Raw genomic sequence first — 16,116 nt, forward strand, 5'->3', positions numbered from 1 at the left:
GCGACCACGAACCTATAAAAACCGTAGGTTCGTGGTCTCCTGGTTTGGTTTTATAAACCCCGAGCCAGACCAGGTGACCAAACTCTAAGATTTTCACATAGATACTGGTTGCTGTGTCTGGTTTTCTCTTTCAGACAGTGCGTCAAGAATATTTGAGATCGCATTGTTTAAAATTCCCGGAGCTTCCAAAGGCAACATATGCCCTGCGCCTTCCGCTATTTGCAGGCGTGCACCAGACCACACCTCACAGATACGATCAGCCTGACTAATCGGAGTGACATCATCTAATTCACCCGCTAGTACATAGCCATCCAATCCTTTAAGGGCAGGTGCTGCATCAAGTTCATCGTGTTCTTGGAGATCATCAAAAAAGCCCACAAAGGTATCAAGGGGTGTTTCATGAATCATGGCTGCGTGGAAATCAATCACTTCATCATTGGTGTCTCGCTGAAACACAGCCGTGGCTAAAGTGGGCGCGAGAAATTTGGTGGAATACTGGCGGAATTTCTGAGCATCATTGGGTGCAGCTTCCACAACATTTTTCACGTTATCTGCCAATGGAGATGCCAACACTTGTGGGATACCTTGCGTAGACAGCGATTCAATCGAGGTAGCTACAAGGACCATGCCGACGATTCTTTCGCGGAGTTCACTATCGGCGCGTTTCACCAGGTTTAAAGCAGTGAGTCCGCCAAGTGAATGCCCCACCAAAATGAGTGGCCCGGTTGGCGCGTGTTCCCTAATTGCGGCGACCACATCGTTTGCGGTTCCTTCGATGGTGCAGAGCTCGGGGCTCACCTTGCCGGTGGCGCCGTGGCCCCGGGCGTCGATAAGCACGCTTCTCACCTGCGGATAGCAGGCCCGCAAATAATCTACCTGCATATAATAAACATCTGCTGCCAAGGTAAAACCGTGGATGAACACGACTGTGGCAGCTGCATTCTCTGCCGGGCCCACCATAAACGTGTGAATTTTGATGCCATCGGACTCAACGATGGTGTGCCGATCAACATGAGCCAAACCGGGGGTGCGGTTCTTACTAAAAGCCTCGCCACGTTCCAACCACAACCGCCTGCGACCATTCGGGGTCGCTTTCAACCGCGCTTTGCGCGCACTCTGACGAAACCGACCACGATCCTTATCCATAAGTCTTAGACTACAAGCGCTTTGAGGTAGTTTGGGATAATGGATTTAAACGAACTGAACACCACTGAAACTCCCAATACTTTTACAACCCTTGCCAAAATTTTGCAGGATGTGGGCGGTATCTCCACAGACGGTGTCACCCCAGAATCTCGTTTTTCCGATGACCTAGCGATTAGCTCACTTAACTACATCGAATTGATCGTTAATGTAGAAGATACTTTTGGTGTGCGCATTGAAGATTCTGATGCCAAGGACTTCACCACTGTGCAAGATCTCATTGATTTTATCAACACCAACAAAGCTGCCTAACTTCTTCTGTTAGGGAAAGCCTCGCCCTGATTACTGGTAATTGCTAGCGTTTTCTGGGACTTGCTGGCATTTGCTGGGAAAAATTCGCCAAAAACAGGGACAATGGTGTTATGACAGTAAAAATTTCCTATCTGACCGACATGGATGGCGTCCTCATCAAAGAGGGCGACATGATTCCTGGTGCAGATCGTTTTCTTCAGTCTCTCACCAATAACAATGTTGAGTTTATGGTTTTGACCAATAACTCCATTTACACTCCGCGAGATCTTTCCGCACGGCTCAAAACTTCCGGCCTGGATATCCCACCAGAGCGGATCTGGACATCGGCCACGGCCACCGCCCACTTCCTTAAATCTCAGGTCAAGGAAGGTACCGCGTATGTAGTCGGTGAATCTGGATTGACCACTGCGCTGCATACTGCTGGGTGGATTTTGACTGATTCCAATCCAGAGTTTGTAGTCTTAGGCGAAACTCGCACATATTCTTTCGAAGCAATCACCACTGCGATTAATTTAATCCTGGGTGGAGCTCGTTTCATTTGTACCAATCCTGATGTCACAGGTCCGTCACCGACTGGCATTTTGCCAGCGACAGGTTCTGTAGCAGCGCTTATTACGGCTGCAACTGGAGCTGAGCCTTATTACATCGGAAAGCCAAACCCGGTCATGATGCGCAGTGCATTAAACACCATCGGTGCACATTCTGAACACACCGTGATGATCGGTGACCGCATGGACACCGACGTTAAATCCGGTTTAGAAGCTGGCCTACGCACCATTTTGGTTCGCAGTGGCATTTCCAATGATGCCGAAATCCGTCGCTATCCATTCCGCCCAACCCACGTTATCAATTCCATCGCGGATCTTGCTGATTGCTGGGATGATCCTTTCGGTGATGGTTCCTTCCAGGTTCCAGATAATAAACCCCTTGAGGATCAGTAGTTCGGCACGTCCTCCGCAGTATGTCTAGTCTGTAGACCATGGCATTTGCAGACATCGTGCGCAACATCGAAGACCGCGCCAACGTGACAACCCTTAAATGGTCAAAAAAGAAGGGTTGGATACCTGAAGTCACCGGCTTCTCCGGTTATGGCTCTGGACGCAGGGTGCGTGTCCTCGCACGCGTAGTAATGTCCAACCCCGAAAAATTGCTTGTCGACGACTCCTCCCAGTCGATCACCCAACAAGCACAGCGGGGTTGGCGTCAGTTCTTCACCATCCAAGTGGCAAATCTGCCTGTCACCGTTACTGTCGGCGAAAAAGTTGTGAACTCTACTACCAATCACAACGGCTATGTTGATCTCCTCGTTGAAGACCACAACCTCACACCAGGGTGGCATACCATCCATATCCTGGCAGAAGGCTCCGAATTAGCCGAAGCCAGAGTACTGATCGTAGAGAACTCCGCACGAGTAGGGCTCATCTCAGATATCGATGACACCATCATGGTGACATGGCTTCCCCGCGCAGTGCTCGCCGCATGGAATTCCTGGGTCCGCCACACCAACTCCCGCAAACCAGTTCCTGGAATGAACAAGTTCTACGAAGCACTCCTTAAAGACCACCCCAACGCACCTGTTTTCTACCTTTCTACCGGTGCGTGGAATACCTTTGAAACACTCCAAAGCTTTCTCTACAAGCACCAACTTCCAGATGGACCAATGCTGCTGACAGATTGGGGCCCAACCCCCACTGGATTATTCCGTTCCGGCCAAGAACACAAAAAGGTGCAGCTGCGCAACCTCTTCATTGAATACCCCGATATGAAGTGGATCTTGGTTGGCGATGACGGTCAGCATGATCCTCTGATTTACGGCGAAGCTGTCGAAGAACATCCCAATCGCATCGCGGGTGTCGCCATCCGAGAGCTCTCCCCCAGCGAGCATGTGCTTTCCCACGGCACGACGGCCTCACTGTCCACCATCACCACTAATGGTGGTCAAGGTGTTCCAGTCGTGCACGGTAAAGATGGATACGAATTGCTCCAACGCTATGAAACGCAGCCTTTTATGGAGAAATAACTAATTTCACTCTCTTCGCTTGATAAATGGCGGTGTTCCCTGGCTTAGATCGAGTAAGACCACAAAGTTTGGGATCACTAGGACTAGACCAAACCACGCTGCCCACGGGACTGTTTTTCAGACTCCGTGGGCAGTGTGGTTTGGTTATTCGAGCTTCATACCGGTCACAGATGCCCACGGATCAGGTTTTTAGGCTTCATGGGCACTGTCGTTTGGTTGGGCTAAAAATCTCACCCAAAGGCCTAAAAAGTGCCCTGTCAGAATCGCGTTTAAGAGCCCTGCAGCACTCGCTCCATACAAACACTCATTCTAAAAATTCAGAGGCCTTAAATGGAAATACCGTCTCGATATTTCCAGGGTGAGAGCGCTCCAGCACACCCACTTACCGCTCACCTATAAAATAAAAGCTTGTGGGGCCTCCCTCTTCCTCTAGGGAGGCCCCACAAGCTGGTCTGTTATAACCCCAAGGGGGAATGCTTAATCTACAATCCTTAGCTCAACTTCAAACCGGTATTCATCAGCTAGACATTCCAGCATTCCTCGAAGCTTGCCGAGTTCCTGCGGAGTTCCAGTGATCACCTCTCTGCACTCAGTAAGGCCAAGCACAAATGGATCACGACGCCATGCCGTAAACCACCGTGCGGTGAGCGGGTCCTTGCTAGAGCCGGAAAGCTCCGAAGGGCTCGGAATACACACCACCATTGAAGATTCCACGGTCTGGCGGAGCTCCTTTGGCATGCCACTGATTTCTAAAACAGCAGTATGCATGGGCAGAGCAACGTCATCGATCGAATCAGCTATGGAAGTTTTCAGTTGGGGTAACCCCATGTCCTCCCAGAAGTCCGCCGTAAGCAAATCCGCCTGATGACGGGTCCTGGTGGGCACGGTTAATGCATTGTTCGTCATGTCGGTTTCCTTCGGCAAAACTTAACTGCCTTCAGCCGCCACAAGTAGTTAATGAGTACATGCGGAAACTAAAGGAAGTAAGACGAGGTTCGTCTTCCCCAACGGCCTCGAGCTTGCATCAAAATTCCTTTAATGACTACAAACGCGATTGTTGTTCAGTTCCGAGACACCGGCAACCCTCAACTTCAGCTTTATCCCCCGTTCGCTAAAGCTAAAGTAAAGGTTTAAACTTTTCCAAATTTCCCCCATTTACGCATGTCACAGAAGTAACATCCGTCCCAACAGGCACCTTTATGCACTGTAATTACGTGGAAAGTTTATGAATTTAACTCAGCCCAGACCTCATCATTAAACGCAGTCCACAGCGGTTTAGCCCAAGAGCCAAAATTTCGGTCAGTTAAAACAACCCCGACTTGACCTGAGCCCGGCACAGTCCATATATAAGTTCCGGATTGTCCAAAGTGCCCCACGGTATTTTCCGGCATCGTATCTCCAGTCCAATGCGGAGCTTTCTGTCCCTTGATTTCAAAGCCCAATCCCCATGGGCATGGCTTCTGCATGCCATATCCAGGAACTGTGCCGATAAGGTCTGGGAACTGCACGCGAAAAGCCTCTGCAAGGGTCTCTGCCGCAATCAAAGTCGGTGCGATGAGCTCTTGGCCAAACTTAGAAAGATCAGCCACCGTGCTACGCGCCTCATGGCCGGCAGATCCCCACAGCTCTGAGCTTTCCATTCCAAGAGGGATAAATACTGCTTCGCGGAGATAGTCAGCAAAAGGCATCTCAGCTTCGGTAGCTACAGCATCAGCCAAGATGTCCATGCCAGCAGAAGAATAGATACGGCGCTCCCCCACGCCCTTTTCTGCAACAGGTTTACCAAAGGCCACACCAGAAGCATGTGAGAGCAAGTGCCTTACGGTGGAACCATCTGGGCCGAGTGGAGAATCAAGCTCAAACACGCCTTCCTCAATGGCCACGAGAAAGCCATAAGTAGCGAGGAGCTTTGTCACACTCATGAGTTCAAAAACACGATCAACATCGCCGTAGTGCTGCACAGCACCATCGGAAATGACACTTGCCGCAACATTGTCGACAGGCCAAGATTCAAGCGTCTTAAAACTCTGCATAAATCCAGACCTTAGCAACTAATCTGTTAAACCCCTGGCAACACAACGGAGTATGTTAATAAAATTCTTTTGGGTTTCGTTAGCTCGGGAATGAAGAACAGCCTAACCAAGCTCCCGAACCCCCAAGGTTTCCAGACCGTACTGGGAAAATTTCTGAGTTACTCTTCCACCAGCTCTTCTCCCATATCGGCAGGGATAGAGCTCATCAACAAGGCTTCCAATGCAGACGTCTAATCAGAAGGCGACTCTCTCCGCCACGCTCCTAGCCATTCCTGCGCCTTCCAGCTGAAAAGATCTTATAGCCGCAAAGTGTGAAGCTCCTTGAGATCTAGTAGCGCCTGCACATTCTGGAGAGTGTCCAAATTTCCCCATATATGCAAAGCGCGCAGCCCCGGGAAATCATGGGCAGTCTGTGCGATATCCAATTCCGCACTCTCCCCGATTTGGAGAATCTGGAGCTTCTCCACTCTGGTTAAGCATGGCAGGCACCTGCTGCAATTACATTTAGCTCAGCTCCTCCGCGAGGTGTCACAAGATGAAGCACATATCCAGAAGCGCCGACCGCCTCGAAAGTGAGTCGTTCAATTATTCGCGGCAAACGAATTTCAAGAAAATTGGTGGGATCAAGGGACAACTGCGAAAGTGGACTACTGCTGAGATTAAGCATGTCCTGTGGCTGAATCCTCGGCAGGGCTAACACCACAATCTGTGGTAATGCCTGCACAATTGTCTCAACTGGTAATGCTTGCAGTCCAGCAGTGATTCCACTCAGATCCAGGCTGTGCAATCTAGTAATTTTCCCCAGCTATAAAACATCAAAATCATCTGCACAATGAGCATTGGAAGCCATAAATGACGTGCTCGAAACATGCAATTGAATGGGATCTCCCGCAGTGATTCCAAGAGAAGAATATGCCCAAGTTATGCCCTTCAAGGAAAAGGTTTGCGCTGATGATGCTTGCACAGCCAGCACCGGCTTCACTCGCGAGAACGATAAGCTTGCACGTGAGCGCGTATTCCACTGCTCGTCAGGTTGTAGTGATTGTTTACTAAACTAATCCAAGGCCACAACTATTTTTCCGACGCGAGCATCTCCCAGAAGCTACCATGCCGCCCAATGATCAATACGTGGCTCAAAACATGCGAAATAATCACCTGCGAAAACCCTACGAAGCCCATTTCCTAAAATTAAATTCATGTAATGGGGTTATCTGAAACATGCCAACGAAGCTTAAATACGGACTAATATCGCACAGAGTAGTGTACAGAAAAATAGGCCCTGACCTGCAGAGCAATTAACCCCCGCTCATCACATGGATGATCGGGGGTAACACGTGGGGCCACCGGGGCTCGAACCCGGGACCAATGGATTATGAGTCCACGGCTCTAACCGACTGAGCTATAGCCCCTACCGCTACACGCTAGTGCAACTAGATCAGTATAACTATGTCCGCATTTCAAGTTGAATTAAGCCCACCTGAATTGCCCCTTTTCCACAATTTTCAAGAATGTAGCGCATTATCTTTAGTTATACGCTTGAGCTTAGGAGTAACCATGATGCATCTAAACAGACGCCGATTCTTGCAGTCCGCCGCAGTATCTGCCTGTTTAACAACTTTTTCGGTGGCACCCACACGTGCTCAGGAATCGCATTTTCAGCATGGCGTCGCTTCTGGAGATCCCACTTCAGATTCCGTCATCTTATGGACACGCCTTACCCCAACCTTTGATGCAACTCCGGGCAGTGGACGCGGCCCGGACGCTGTAATCACTTGGGAGCTCTCCCCCTCACCAGAATTTTCCACAATTATTCGCTCTGGAACTGTCATCACCACAGCCATACGCGATCACACAGTCCACATTCATGTCACTGGGCTCAGCCCCGCGACCCGTTATTTCTATCGCTTTATCTCTCACACTGGCGAAATCTCCCCGATGGGACGCACTCAAACATCTCCGCTTATCGACGCTCCCCTCCCGCACCTCCGCTTCGCCCTTGCCTCGTGTGCCAATTGGGAAGCAGGATTCTTTGCGGCCTACGGCGACATTGCCCGGCGCGCTAATGCAGGAGAGCTTAACGCGCTGATCTTCTTAGGTGATTACATCTACGAATATGCCACCGGAATGTTTGCAGGAAATGCCGGTGTCGTCCGACAGCATCGACCACTTCATGAAGCGACGACTCTCAATGACTACCGCACCCGGTACGGGCACTACCGAAGTGATACCCACCTTCAAGCAGCTCACGCAGCGCTTCCATGGATTGCGATGTGGGATGACCACGAATCAGCAAACAATGCACACCGTGAGGGGGCAGAAAATCACTCCGCCCACGAAGGATCGTGGCAGCAGCGCCAAGCAGCGGCACGGCAAGCTTTTTTAGAATGGATGCCTATCCGACAAGAAAGCACCTTGTTTCGAACTTTTACTTTCGGCGATCTCGCTACGCTGTCTTTGCTAGATTTACGTAGCTTCCGCGATGTTCCACCATCCCGCGAGCAATGGTTACAGGGACAACGTGCAGAAACTATGATGGGATCCCACCAATTTGAATGGCTCAAAACCAATGTAGAAAACACCACTACAGCGTGGAATATCATCGGCAGTTCCGTCATGGCTGCTCCGATGTCTCTCACCGGCCAACCATTTTTCCAACTGCCAGAACCGATCCCCGCAAATTTGGATCAGTGGGATGGCTATTCACATGAAAGAGATCAACTGCTTTCCATACTCACCGATTCCGCTACCCCCACGATGTTTCTTTCTGGAGACATCCACTCTGAGTGGGCAAATAACATCCAGTTCAATGGCCAAAATATTGGTGTTGAAGTGGTGTGCAGCTCAATTACCTCAGCAAATGTTAACGATTTCGCCAAACTCCCCGAAGATAATCCGGTATCTCTTCACGCGGAACAAGCAATTCGCACCAACAGTCCCCATGTGCGACATGTGGATCTGGATGCCCATGGCTATGCCACGGTGGATTTAAGCCACGAAGCAGCACACATGACATGGCATCGAGTGGCTGATTTATCACTTCCAGGGTCAGCAGTGACTCCAGTTATTGCACTTGAATGGAAACCATCCTCAGGATTCACCCATTGAGCTGCTGATTTGTATGTTTTTCAATGTTGAAGATATAGTTACATCTCGTTGCAAGGAAGCAGTTCCTGAAACATATTCCTCCATAGCTCAGTTGGCAGAGCATTCGACTGTTAATCGAAGGGTCACTGGTTCGAGCCCAGTTGGAGGAGCAAATTAAACCCACTGTCTTCGGACAGTGGGTTTTTTGCTTCAGCATCTCTTTTCAGGTTTAATCCTCAACTCCTCGTCGGTGGCCTCTTCGCTTTCGACTTCAGTCCACTGTCTTGAAATGCTCTAGATAAGTCAAAGCCGTTTTAAGGCCCTCAATTTCTGGGTTGCACATTTTTTACCTAGAGCAGTCCCCCTAAAGCTCTTAAAATCAATTCTAGAAGGTCACTTTTTGCGAGATTTAACTGGCAATTTCTACTGATTTCAACAAAACCGGACACAGGTGACAAGAGCTGAGAATTTCTTCGATCTCCCTCCTTCTTATCACTCCTGTTTGGTTTCCAGATCTACCGAGCTCACCATGCTAAAAACAGCATTCGCTACCCTCAATTTTGTATCTTCCGCGCTCCTGGCTATGATTGATAATCGTTACAAGGAAGCAGTTCCTGAAACATATTCCTCCATAGCTCAGTTGGCAGAGCATTCGACTGTTAATCGAAGGGTCACTGGTTCGAGCCCAGTTGGAGGAGCAAATTAAACCCACTGTCTTAGGACAGTGGGTTTTTGTGTTGAATTGGGACATCGGCAAGCAATTTTTGGTCTAATCTGGCTGCATGACGATTCCCGGAGCCTCTACGCAAACAGATATTCCTCTAGACACACTTCTTGAGGATTATGCTTTGCTTTCAGATACGCACACCGGCGCGCTGCTTTCCAACTTAGGCAGCATTGATTGGTTGTGTCTTCCGCGTTTTGATTCCCAGGCGATGTTCACCAGACTTCTTGGCGATCGGGAGCACGGGCATTGGAGCATTCGTATTGTAGAGGGCGAAGTAATTAGCCAAAGTTATCTTGGCGATTCCTTCGTAGTGCAGACTGTATGGCGCTCAGAAACAGGCACTGCTCGGGTTATTGATTTCATGCCGATTCATGGCAATGAAGAGCCTGATATCACTGATCTGGTGCGTTCCGTGCACTGTGTTGAGGGTGAAGTTGATGTGGAGTCGATTCTTCGCCTGCGTTTTGATTATGGTGAATCCACTCCTTATTTCCGGACTAGCGCGGTTGATGGCATCAGCATTGTGCAGGCTGTTGCTGGCCCCAATGCGGTGTATGTCCGTGGCCCGGAAATGCCGCATCGTCCTTCCAAGGACTGCCATAGTGGTGCATTCACGCTAAAAGCTGGAGACACATTGGAGTGGGTGCTCACGTGGGCGCCTTCTTTTGATCCACATCCTCCAATGCCCGATTACACGCGTTCGTTGGAAAGCACATTGAATTTCTGGTCAGACTGGGTCTCCAAGCTTCCTCACCAGCAGTTATATGATGCTGAGGTGCGCCGTTCAATGCTGGTGTTACGTGCACTTACAGATATCAGAACTGGCGGTATTGTGGCAGCACCGACTACTTCCCTGCCGGAGGATTTCGGTGGTATTCGAAATTGGGACTATCGCTTTGTCTGGCTGCGCGATTCAGCACTGACTATTGAAGCTCTTGTGGAATACGGTTTTTCTCAAGCTGCGCTGCAATGGCGCACGTGGTTGTTGCGTGCAATTGCTGGAGATCCTGAGAATCTGCGCATCATGTACGGGCTCGGTGGCGAACGGCACCTCCCCGAACGCGAGCTCCAGCACCTTCGCGGATACGAAAACTCTGCTCCAGTTCGTGTGGGCAATGGTGCCGCGGAGCAATACCAAGCTGATGTTGTTGGTGAGGTGATGGTGGCGTTGGAAACGATCCGTCGTGCAGGCTGCCTTGAGGATGAGTTTTCGTGGGGTATGCAAAAAGCAATCCTAGATTTCCAAGAAACCAACTTTGATCGCATGGATCAGGGAATTTGGGAGATGCGCTCGGAGCCGCAGTATTTCACTCATGGACGCGCGATGATGTGGGCTGCCTTTGACCGTGGGATTAAAGCTGTCGAGGAATTTAACCTCGATGGTCCTGTGGAGCGTTGGCGGGAACTGCGTGCGCAGCTCCGTGAAGAAATCATGACAAAGGGTTTCAACGAAAAGATCCGATCTTTTACCCAGTGCTACGACAACGAACAGGTCGATGCTTCGCTGCTGCAGCTTGCCCAAATAGGCTTCATCGGGTTTGAAGATCCAAAAATGCTCAGCACTGTAACGCGCATTGAACAAGAGCTTCTCGACGCCCACGGCTTCCTTCACAGGTATCACACCGACGGGTCTGACGGCCTTGCAGGCGATGAGTATCCATTCCTCATTTGTTCATTCTGGTTGGTGGAACAATACGCCAGGTCTAATCGTTTAGATGATGCCAAAGAAAAAATGGATCGTATTCTTGCGGTGCAAAGTCCGCTGGGGCTGCTTGCCGAGGAGTATTCCACAGATCATAAACGTCTAGCTGGAAACTATCCGCAGGCCTTTTCTCATATTGGTCTTATCAGTGCTGCACGAGCTATTAATTTCGAAGAAGCGCGAAACAGGTAGAGTCGATAGTGTCGTTTCTGGCACAACCATTTATTTTAGGGAGAGTTATCCACACATGATCCAGTTAGTGATAGGCGCTGCAGCAGGCTATGTGCTTGGCACCAAAGCTGGTCGCAAGCGTTACCACCAGATCAAAAAAGGATACGAAGCAGCGATTAACTCCCCCGCTACCAAAGCGGCTGTGAGCGCAACGCGCAAGGCAATTGCCAACAAGCTTGATCCGCAGCCGCGCATGAAGGAAGTAAAAAACCTGCGCACCAATGATGGGCACGAAGTCCTCGAACCGGATCAGGATTAAATTATCCTCTGAACGCGCGGGCGAGTAATTCCCGGCGCGCCTGTTCTAATGCGACCAAATCGGAAAATAGTGAGTTGTACGCTTGCTCGTCTTCCGAAGGTCGCATTCTTTGTAGCTGCCCCTTCAAAATAGCAATTTGATTACCCACGCGTGTTTCCTGCAACCGCGATAACACGCCATCTGTGTAGGACTCCAGATCTTGGGCTTCCACCTCAATTGGCTCCATAGCAAGCTCTGAGACCAACGAGGTACCCAGTAGGTCGGTCATATTCTCTGATACTGCTGGAAGCCAATCTGTGCCGTCTAATGCCCGTTCGCAGCCACCTGCGGCAGAGATAGCATCACGCACCATGCGGTATGCCGGGTTGGTGAAACAATCTGTAGGCAACCCATCAAAGTAATTGCCTGCCAGTTCTGGGTATTGCAACGCAATTTTGAGGGATTCCCGTTCTTGCCACAGCACTGGGTTTCGGGGGTTGGGCAACGTCATGGTTGCTCGTTTGCTTTGATCTTCCAGAGGCTGATCAAAACGAGGAGCACGAACAGGCTTTTTATCGCGCTTCGGACGGCGCGCTTCTTCATGGACTTGTCGAAGGACTTCAGCAGGGTCAGACCAGCCCACCCAACCAGAGAGCAGTCGCGCATATTCAGATTGCAGGGTGCGGTCACGAATATCAGCGACGATGGGTACAGCACGTCGCAGTGCTGCCAGTCGGCCTTCCACGGTGTCTAGTGTGTATTCACTGATGATGGATTGAATCACGAACTCAAACATTGGGATGCGACGGGCAACCAGATCACGCACGGCAGCATCGCCTCGTTCAAGACGCATATCGCAAGGATCCATGCCATTGGGAGCCACAGAGACGAAAGATTGCCCCGTGAACTTCTGGTCGCCTTCAAAGGCGCGCATGGCGGCTTTCTGCCCTGCTTCATCGCCGTCGAAGGTATAAATCAGCTCACCGCGGAAGTAATTATCATCCAGCATCAGGCGCCTGAGCATCTGCAGGTGTTCTTCACCAAACGCGGTGCCACATGATGCCACTGCGGTATCAATGCCGGCAGCATGCATGGCCATGACATCGGTGTAGCCTTCCACGACTACTGCTTGGTGTCCGGCAGCGATTGCTTTTTTAGCGGTATCTAGACCGAACAACACCTTTGATTTTTTGTACAGCAGGGTTTCCGGCGTGTTCATGTACTTGCCCATTTTGTCATCGTCGAAAAGCTTTCGAGCACCAAAACCAATGACATCGCCCGACAGATTTTTAATCGGCCACAATAGCCTGCGCTGGAATTGATCAATGGGGCCACGCTTGCCCATTTTGCTCAAGCCTGCAGCTTCCAGCTCTTTGAACTCAAAGCCTTTTTTTAAAAGATGCTTGGTCAACACATCCCAGCCGGCGGGAGCATAGCCACATTCGAAGTGATAAATGTGCTGTTGTCCGAATCCTCGCTGCAACAAGAAATCTCGCCCTGGTTGGGCTTCAGTGGTTTCTAATTGTTCGCGATAAAACTGGTGTGCAGCTTTATTTGCCAAAATCAGGCGTTGACGGGTTCCGGGTTCTTCTCGACGTCCGGGGCCACCGCCCTGGTAATTAATTTGGTATCCGATTTTCTCCGCACACACTTCCACGGCTTCGGGGAAGGAGATGTGTTCCATTTCCATCAGAAAGGAGAACACATCACCGCCTTTTCCGGTGGAGAAACAGTGGTAGTAACCACGGTTGGGTCGGACATGAAAAGACGGCGTCTTTTCATCTTTAAAGGGGGAAAGCCCCTTGAGCGAATCTGCACCAGCTGTTTTTAGCTGTACATAGTCACCCACGATCTCCTCGATCGGGGTGCGCTCGCGGATTGCCTGAATGTCACTTTCCGAAATACGTCCCTTTGCCATGCCCATCACTTTAGCCCGTCCTATCAATGCGCCTATATTGGTTGTATGCAAAACGGCAAGAAGACCCTCGGAGGAGTACTCGGAGTCATAGTTGTGCTCGCTGCTGCGTGGTTTGGAATTGATCTTTCAACTTCAAATCAACCATCAAACATGGCAACTCCTACTAGCTCTAACACTCCAACAACAGAGCCTATTTCCAGTGATGATGGAGGCAGCTGCTCTTTAACTGAGCTTCCCCAAAAAGCTGATGAAGTGGTCGACGATATTCTCGCTGGTGGCCCTTTTGATTATCCCAATAATGACGGCGTGCGTTTTGGTAACTACGAAGGTGTACTGCCAAAACAAGCCAACAACTACTACCGGGAATACACAGTAGAAACCCCAGGACTTAATCACAGAGGCCCTTTGCGTATTGTCACCGGTGGTTCCAACGCTCAAGACCCTGAGGTGTGGTACTACACCTCAGATCACTATGAGTCCTTCTGTGCCATCGTGGATGCGGAGAACTAGATGAATATCGTGTTGCAAGGTGCATTTAAAACTCGGCAAGAGTTTTTTGATCTTTTGGGTGCTGCGGCTTGGGGTATCGAGCGCCCCGCTCCCACAAATCTAGATGGAATGGTCGATCTGATCCGTGAAACCGGATTGGAAAAAATCACGGTGCGCGGTGCTTGGCATATCCTTGATGAAGATACTGAAAGAATTGAAGAAGTCTGCGATGATCTCGGTGTAGATCTTCGCTTTGGTCATCCTGCATAAACATCACAAGTGCCGCCCCTGTAAGGGGCGGCACTTGGCGTCGATAAGCAAAAATCTTTTACTCTACGGTGACAGACTTTGCCAGGTTACGTGGCTGATCCACGTTGTAGCCCTTCGCGGTTGCCACAGCACATGCAAAGATCTGCAGTGGAACGGTAGACAGCAGCGGCTGCATCAGGGTTGGTGCCTGCGGAATGCGGATGATGAAGTTAGCGTAATCATTTACTGCCTCATCGCCTTCTTCAGCGATCACAATGGTGACAGCGCCACGAGCACGGATTTCCTGAATATTGGAGACAACCTTGGCATGCAGAGAATCACGACCACGTGGGGAAGGAACGATCACGAAGACCGGCTGTCCTTCTTCAACCAGTGCGATTGGACCGTGCTTGAGTTCGCCTGCAGCAAAGCCCTCAGCGTGGAGATAAGCGATCTCCTTGAGCTTCAGTGCACCTTCCAGCGCAACAGGGAAACCAACGTGACGACCCAAGAACAGCACAGACTTCGCATTAACCATGTCCTGGCCAAGCTTCTTAATCTGCTCTTCCTCATCAATCACGCGCTGGATCTTGTCTGGCATTTCGCGCAGGCTTTCCAGCACAGATGCAACCTCATCGGAGAATTGGTTGCCACGCAGCTGCGCCAAGTACAAACCCAACAGGTAAGAAGCGGTGATCTGAGCAAGGAATGCCTTGGTGGAAGCCACCGCAATTTCTGGACCAGCATAGGTGTACAAAGAAGCATCTGCTTCACGTGGAAGCGTAGAGCCTACAGTATTACAGATGGCGATAACCTTGGCGCCCTGTTCACGTGCGTGGCGCACAGCCATGAGCGTATCCATGGTCTCACCGGACTGAGACAGCGCAACCACGAGAGTCTTCTCATTCAGGATTGGGTCGCGGTAACGGAACTCGTGTGCCAGTTCCACCTCAGTTGGAATGCGGCACCAGTGCTCAATAGCGTAACGAGCAACCTGGCCTGCATATGCAGCAGTACCACATGCGACAACGACGATTTTATCAACGCTACGCAGGGTAGCTTCATCGATGCGCAGTTCATCAAGGACAAGCTTGCCATCCTCATCGAGACGACCCATCAGGGTGTCACGCACAGCAGCTGGCTGATCATGGATTTCCTTATCCATAAAGGAATCGAAGCCGCCCTTTTCCGCAGCTGCAGCATCCCATTCAACATCAAAAAGCTTACCGGCTGATTCGGTGCCATCGAAGTTAGTGATCTGGTAATCATCTGCAGTGATGGTGATGATCTGATCGTTGCCAAGCTCCACAGCCTTGCGAGTGTAGTCAATGAAACCAGAGACATCTGAGCCCAGGAAGTTCTCGCCTTCACCCAAACCAATAACCAAAGGAGAGTTACGGCGGGCTGCCACAATGCGATCGTTGTGATCAGCATGGATAGCCAGCAAGGTGAACGCACCATCTAGACGCTGAGCAGTCAACTGCATTGCTCGGGTCAGATCACCTTGAGCTTCATTGTTGTAGATTTCTGCGAGCAAAGTCGCTGCCACTTCAGTGTCAGTTGCAGACACAAAGTTATAGCCCTTTGCATTCAGTTCTGCGCGAAGTTCCGCGAAGTTCTCAATGATGCCGTTGTGAACCACTGCTAGCTTGCCACCAGCAACAACATGTGGGTGCGCATTAGCATCAGTTGGTCCACCGTGGGTTGCCCACCGAGTGTGGCCGATTCCTAGAATGGAATCCGCCAAAGGAGCCCGAGCGATTTCTGCATCAAGGGCCGCTACCTTTCCTGCCTTCTTGCGGTAGCTAATTTCTCCGTCTGCGTGAACGGCAATACCGGCGGAATCATAGCCGCGGTATTCAAGTCGGCGCAGTCCTTCCAAAACTACGTCAAGCGCAAAGTAGTCACGGGAGTCGCCCGCCTGGCCAATATATCCAACAATTCCACACATGGGCACGACTTTACAACAA

At 50.4% G+C, this 16,116-nt stretch carries 14 protein-coding genes and 3 tRNA genes; 10 read left to right on the forward strand and 7 right to left on the reverse strand.

The genetic code is table 11. The annotated features are described in order from the left end of the window. Positions 1-93: 93 nt before the first annotated feature. A complete protein-coding gene (locus tag ccrud_RS09930) occupies positions 94-1,146 on the reverse strand; it encodes an alpha/beta fold hydrolase (RefSeq protein WP_066566930.1) in 1,053 nt (350 codons plus the stop codon). 39 nt (positions 1,147-1,185) lie between these two features. Here ccrud_RS09930 and ccrud_RS09935 point away from each other — a divergent pair, with 39 nt between their 5' ends. The 3 genes from ccrud_RS09935 (at position 1,186) to ccrud_RS09945 (ending at position 3,475) form a co-directional block, all read left to right on the forward strand. Further along, a complete protein-coding gene (locus tag ccrud_RS09935) occupies positions 1,186-1,455 on the forward strand; it encodes an acyl carrier protein (protein ID WP_066566943.1) in 270 nt (89 codons plus the stop codon). A gap of 110 nt (positions 1,456-1,565) precedes the next feature. After that, positions 1,566-2,396 (forward strand): HAD-IIA family hydrolase, encoded by an 831-nt coding sequence (locus ccrud_RS09940; RefSeq protein WP_066566944.1) that lies wholly within the window; start codon positions 1,566-1,568, stop codon positions 2,394-2,396. A gap of 38 nt (positions 2,397-2,434) precedes the next feature. Next, a complete protein-coding gene (locus ccrud_RS09945; protein ID WP_066566945.1) occupies positions 2,435-3,475 on the forward strand; it encodes an App1 family protein phosphatidate phosphatase in 1,041 nt (346 codons plus the stop codon). 477 nt (positions 3,476-3,952) lie between these two features. Here ccrud_RS09945 and ccrud_RS09950 read toward each other — a convergent pair whose 3' ends face one another. The 4 genes from ccrud_RS09950 to ccrud_RS09965 form a co-directional block, all read right to left on the reverse strand. Then, positions 3,953-4,381, reverse strand: coding sequence for a hypothetical protein (locus tag ccrud_RS09950; protein ID WP_066566946.1), 429 nt, complete (start codon positions 4,379-4,381; stop codon positions 3,953-3,955). Between the two features lie 317 nt (positions 4,382-4,698). After that, positions 4,699-5,508 carry a serine hydrolase domain-containing protein gene (locus ccrud_RS09955; protein WP_066566947.1) on the reverse strand — a complete coding sequence of 270 codons (810 nt, stop codon included), beginning with the start codon at positions 5,506-5,508 and terminating at the stop codon, positions 4,699-4,701. A gap of 472 nt (positions 5,509-5,980) precedes the next feature. Continuing rightward, positions 5,981-6,295 (reverse strand): hypothetical protein, encoded by a 315-nt coding sequence (locus tag ccrud_RS15590; RefSeq protein ID WP_066566948.1) that lies wholly within the window; start codon positions 6,293-6,295, stop codon positions 5,981-5,983. Positions 6,296-6,843: 548 nt separating this feature from the next. Then, positions 6,844-6,917, reverse strand: a tRNA-Ile gene (locus ccrud_RS09965). 145 nt (positions 6,918-7,062) lie between these two features. Between ccrud_RS09965 and ccrud_RS09970 the strand changes: the two genes are divergently transcribed. The 5 genes from ccrud_RS09970 (at position 7,063) to ccrud_RS09990 (ending at position 11,511) form a co-directional block, all read left to right on the forward strand. Further along, a complete protein-coding gene (locus ccrud_RS09970; protein WP_066566950.1) occupies positions 7,063-8,613 on the forward strand; it encodes an alkaline phosphatase D family protein in 1,551 nt (516 codons plus the stop codon). A gap of 76 nt (positions 8,614-8,689) precedes the next feature. Then, positions 8,690-8,762: transfer RNA gene (locus ccrud_RS09975), tRNA-Asn, on the forward strand. Positions 8,763-9,217: 455 nt separating this feature from the next. After that, positions 9,218-9,290: transfer RNA gene (locus tag ccrud_RS09980), tRNA-Asn, on the forward strand. Between the two features lie 84 nt (positions 9,291-9,374). After that, complete coding sequence (locus ccrud_RS09985; RefSeq protein ID WP_066566952.1) at positions 9,375-11,213, forward strand: glycoside hydrolase family 15 protein; 1,839 nt, start codon at positions 9,375-9,377, stop codon at positions 11,211-11,213. Positions 11,214-11,268: 55 nt separating this feature from the next. Next, entirely contained in the window at positions 11,269-11,511 is a 243-nt protein-coding gene (locus ccrud_RS09990; RefSeq protein WP_066566954.1) for a hypothetical protein, read from the forward strand. A 1-nt stretch (position 11,512) separates the two neighbouring features. On the opposite strand, the gene dnaG is transcribed toward ccrud_RS09990, so the two are convergent. Further along, entirely contained in the window at positions 11,513-13,414 is a 1,902-nt protein-coding gene (dnaG, locus tag ccrud_RS09995; RefSeq protein WP_066566956.1) for a DNA primase, read from the reverse strand. A gap of 39 nt (positions 13,415-13,453) precedes the next feature. On the opposite strand from dnaG, the gene ccrud_RS10000 reads away from it, so the two are divergent. Both ccrud_RS10000 and ccrud_RS10005 read left to right on the forward strand, forming a co-directional pair. Beyond that, positions 13,454-13,918, forward strand: a complete 465-nt coding sequence (locus ccrud_RS10000; RefSeq protein ID WP_066566959.1) for a guanyl-specific ribonuclease — start codon at positions 13,454-13,456, stop codon at positions 13,916-13,918. Further along, positions 13,919-14,167, forward strand: coding sequence for a hypothetical protein (locus ccrud_RS10005; RefSeq protein WP_066566962.1), 249 nt, complete (start codon positions 13,919-13,921; stop codon positions 14,165-14,167). Between the two features lie 58 nt (positions 14,168-14,225). On the opposite strand, the gene glmS is transcribed toward ccrud_RS10005, so the two are convergent. Then, entirely contained in the window at positions 14,226-16,097 is a 1,872-nt protein-coding gene (gene glmS / locus ccrud_RS10010; RefSeq protein ID WP_066566965.1) for a glutamine--fructose-6-phosphate transaminase (isomerizing), read from the reverse strand. Between the last annotated feature and the right edge of the window lie 19 nt (positions 16,098-16,116).

Source organism: Corynebacterium crudilactis (assembly GCF_001643015.1).
GTDB classification, from domain to species: Bacteria; Actinomycetota; Actinomycetes; order Mycobacteriales; family Mycobacteriaceae; genus Corynebacterium; species Corynebacterium crudilactis.

Bases quoted from the DNA above. Each gene is read 5' to 3' on its own strand.
- ccrud_RS09930 (WP_066566930.1), bottom strand. From the start codon at position 1,146: ATGGATAAGGATCGTGGTCGGTTTCGTCAGAGTGCGCGCAAAGCGCGG.
- ccrud_RS09935 (WP_066566943.1), top strand. From the start codon at position 1,186: ATGGATTTAAACGAACTGAACACCACTGAAACTCCCAATACTTTTACA.
- ccrud_RS09940 (WP_066566944.1), top strand. From the start codon at position 1,566: ATGACAGTAAAAATTTCCTATCTGACCGACATGGATGGCGTCCTCATC.
- ccrud_RS09945 (WP_066566945.1), top strand. From the start codon at position 2,435: ATGGCATTTGCAGACATCGTGCGCAACATCGAAGACCGCGCCAACGTG.
- ccrud_RS09950 (WP_066566946.1), bottom strand. From the start codon at position 4,381: ATGACGAACAATGCATTAACCGTGCCCACCAGGACCCGTCATCAGGCG.
- ccrud_RS09955 (WP_066566947.1), bottom strand. From the start codon at position 5,508: ATGCAGAGTTTTAAGACGCTTGAATCTTGGCCTGTCGACAATGTTGCG.
- ccrud_RS09970 (WP_066566950.1), top strand. From the start codon at position 7,063: ATGATGCATCTAAACAGACGCCGATTCTTGCAGTCCGCCGCAGTATCT.
- ccrud_RS09985 (WP_066566952.1), top strand. From the start codon at position 9,375: ATGACGATTCCCGGAGCCTCTACGCAAACAGATATTCCTCTAGACACA.
- ccrud_RS09990 (WP_066566954.1), top strand. From the start codon at position 11,269: ATGATCCAGTTAGTGATAGGCGCTGCAGCAGGCTATGTGCTTGGCACC.
- dnaG (WP_066566956.1), bottom strand. From the start codon at position 13,414: ATGGGCATGGCAAAGGGACGTATTTCGGAAAGTGACATTCAGGCAATC.
- ccrud_RS10000 (WP_066566959.1), top strand. From the start codon at position 13,454: ATGCAAAACGGCAAGAAGACCCTCGGAGGAGTACTCGGAGTCATAGTT.
- ccrud_RS10005 (WP_066566962.1), top strand. From the start codon at position 13,919: ATGAATATCGTGTTGCAAGGTGCATTTAAAACTCGGCAAGAGTTTTTT.
- glmS (WP_066566965.1), bottom strand. From the start codon at position 16,097: ATGTGTGGAATTGTTGGATATATTGGCCAGGCGGGCGACTCCCGTGAC.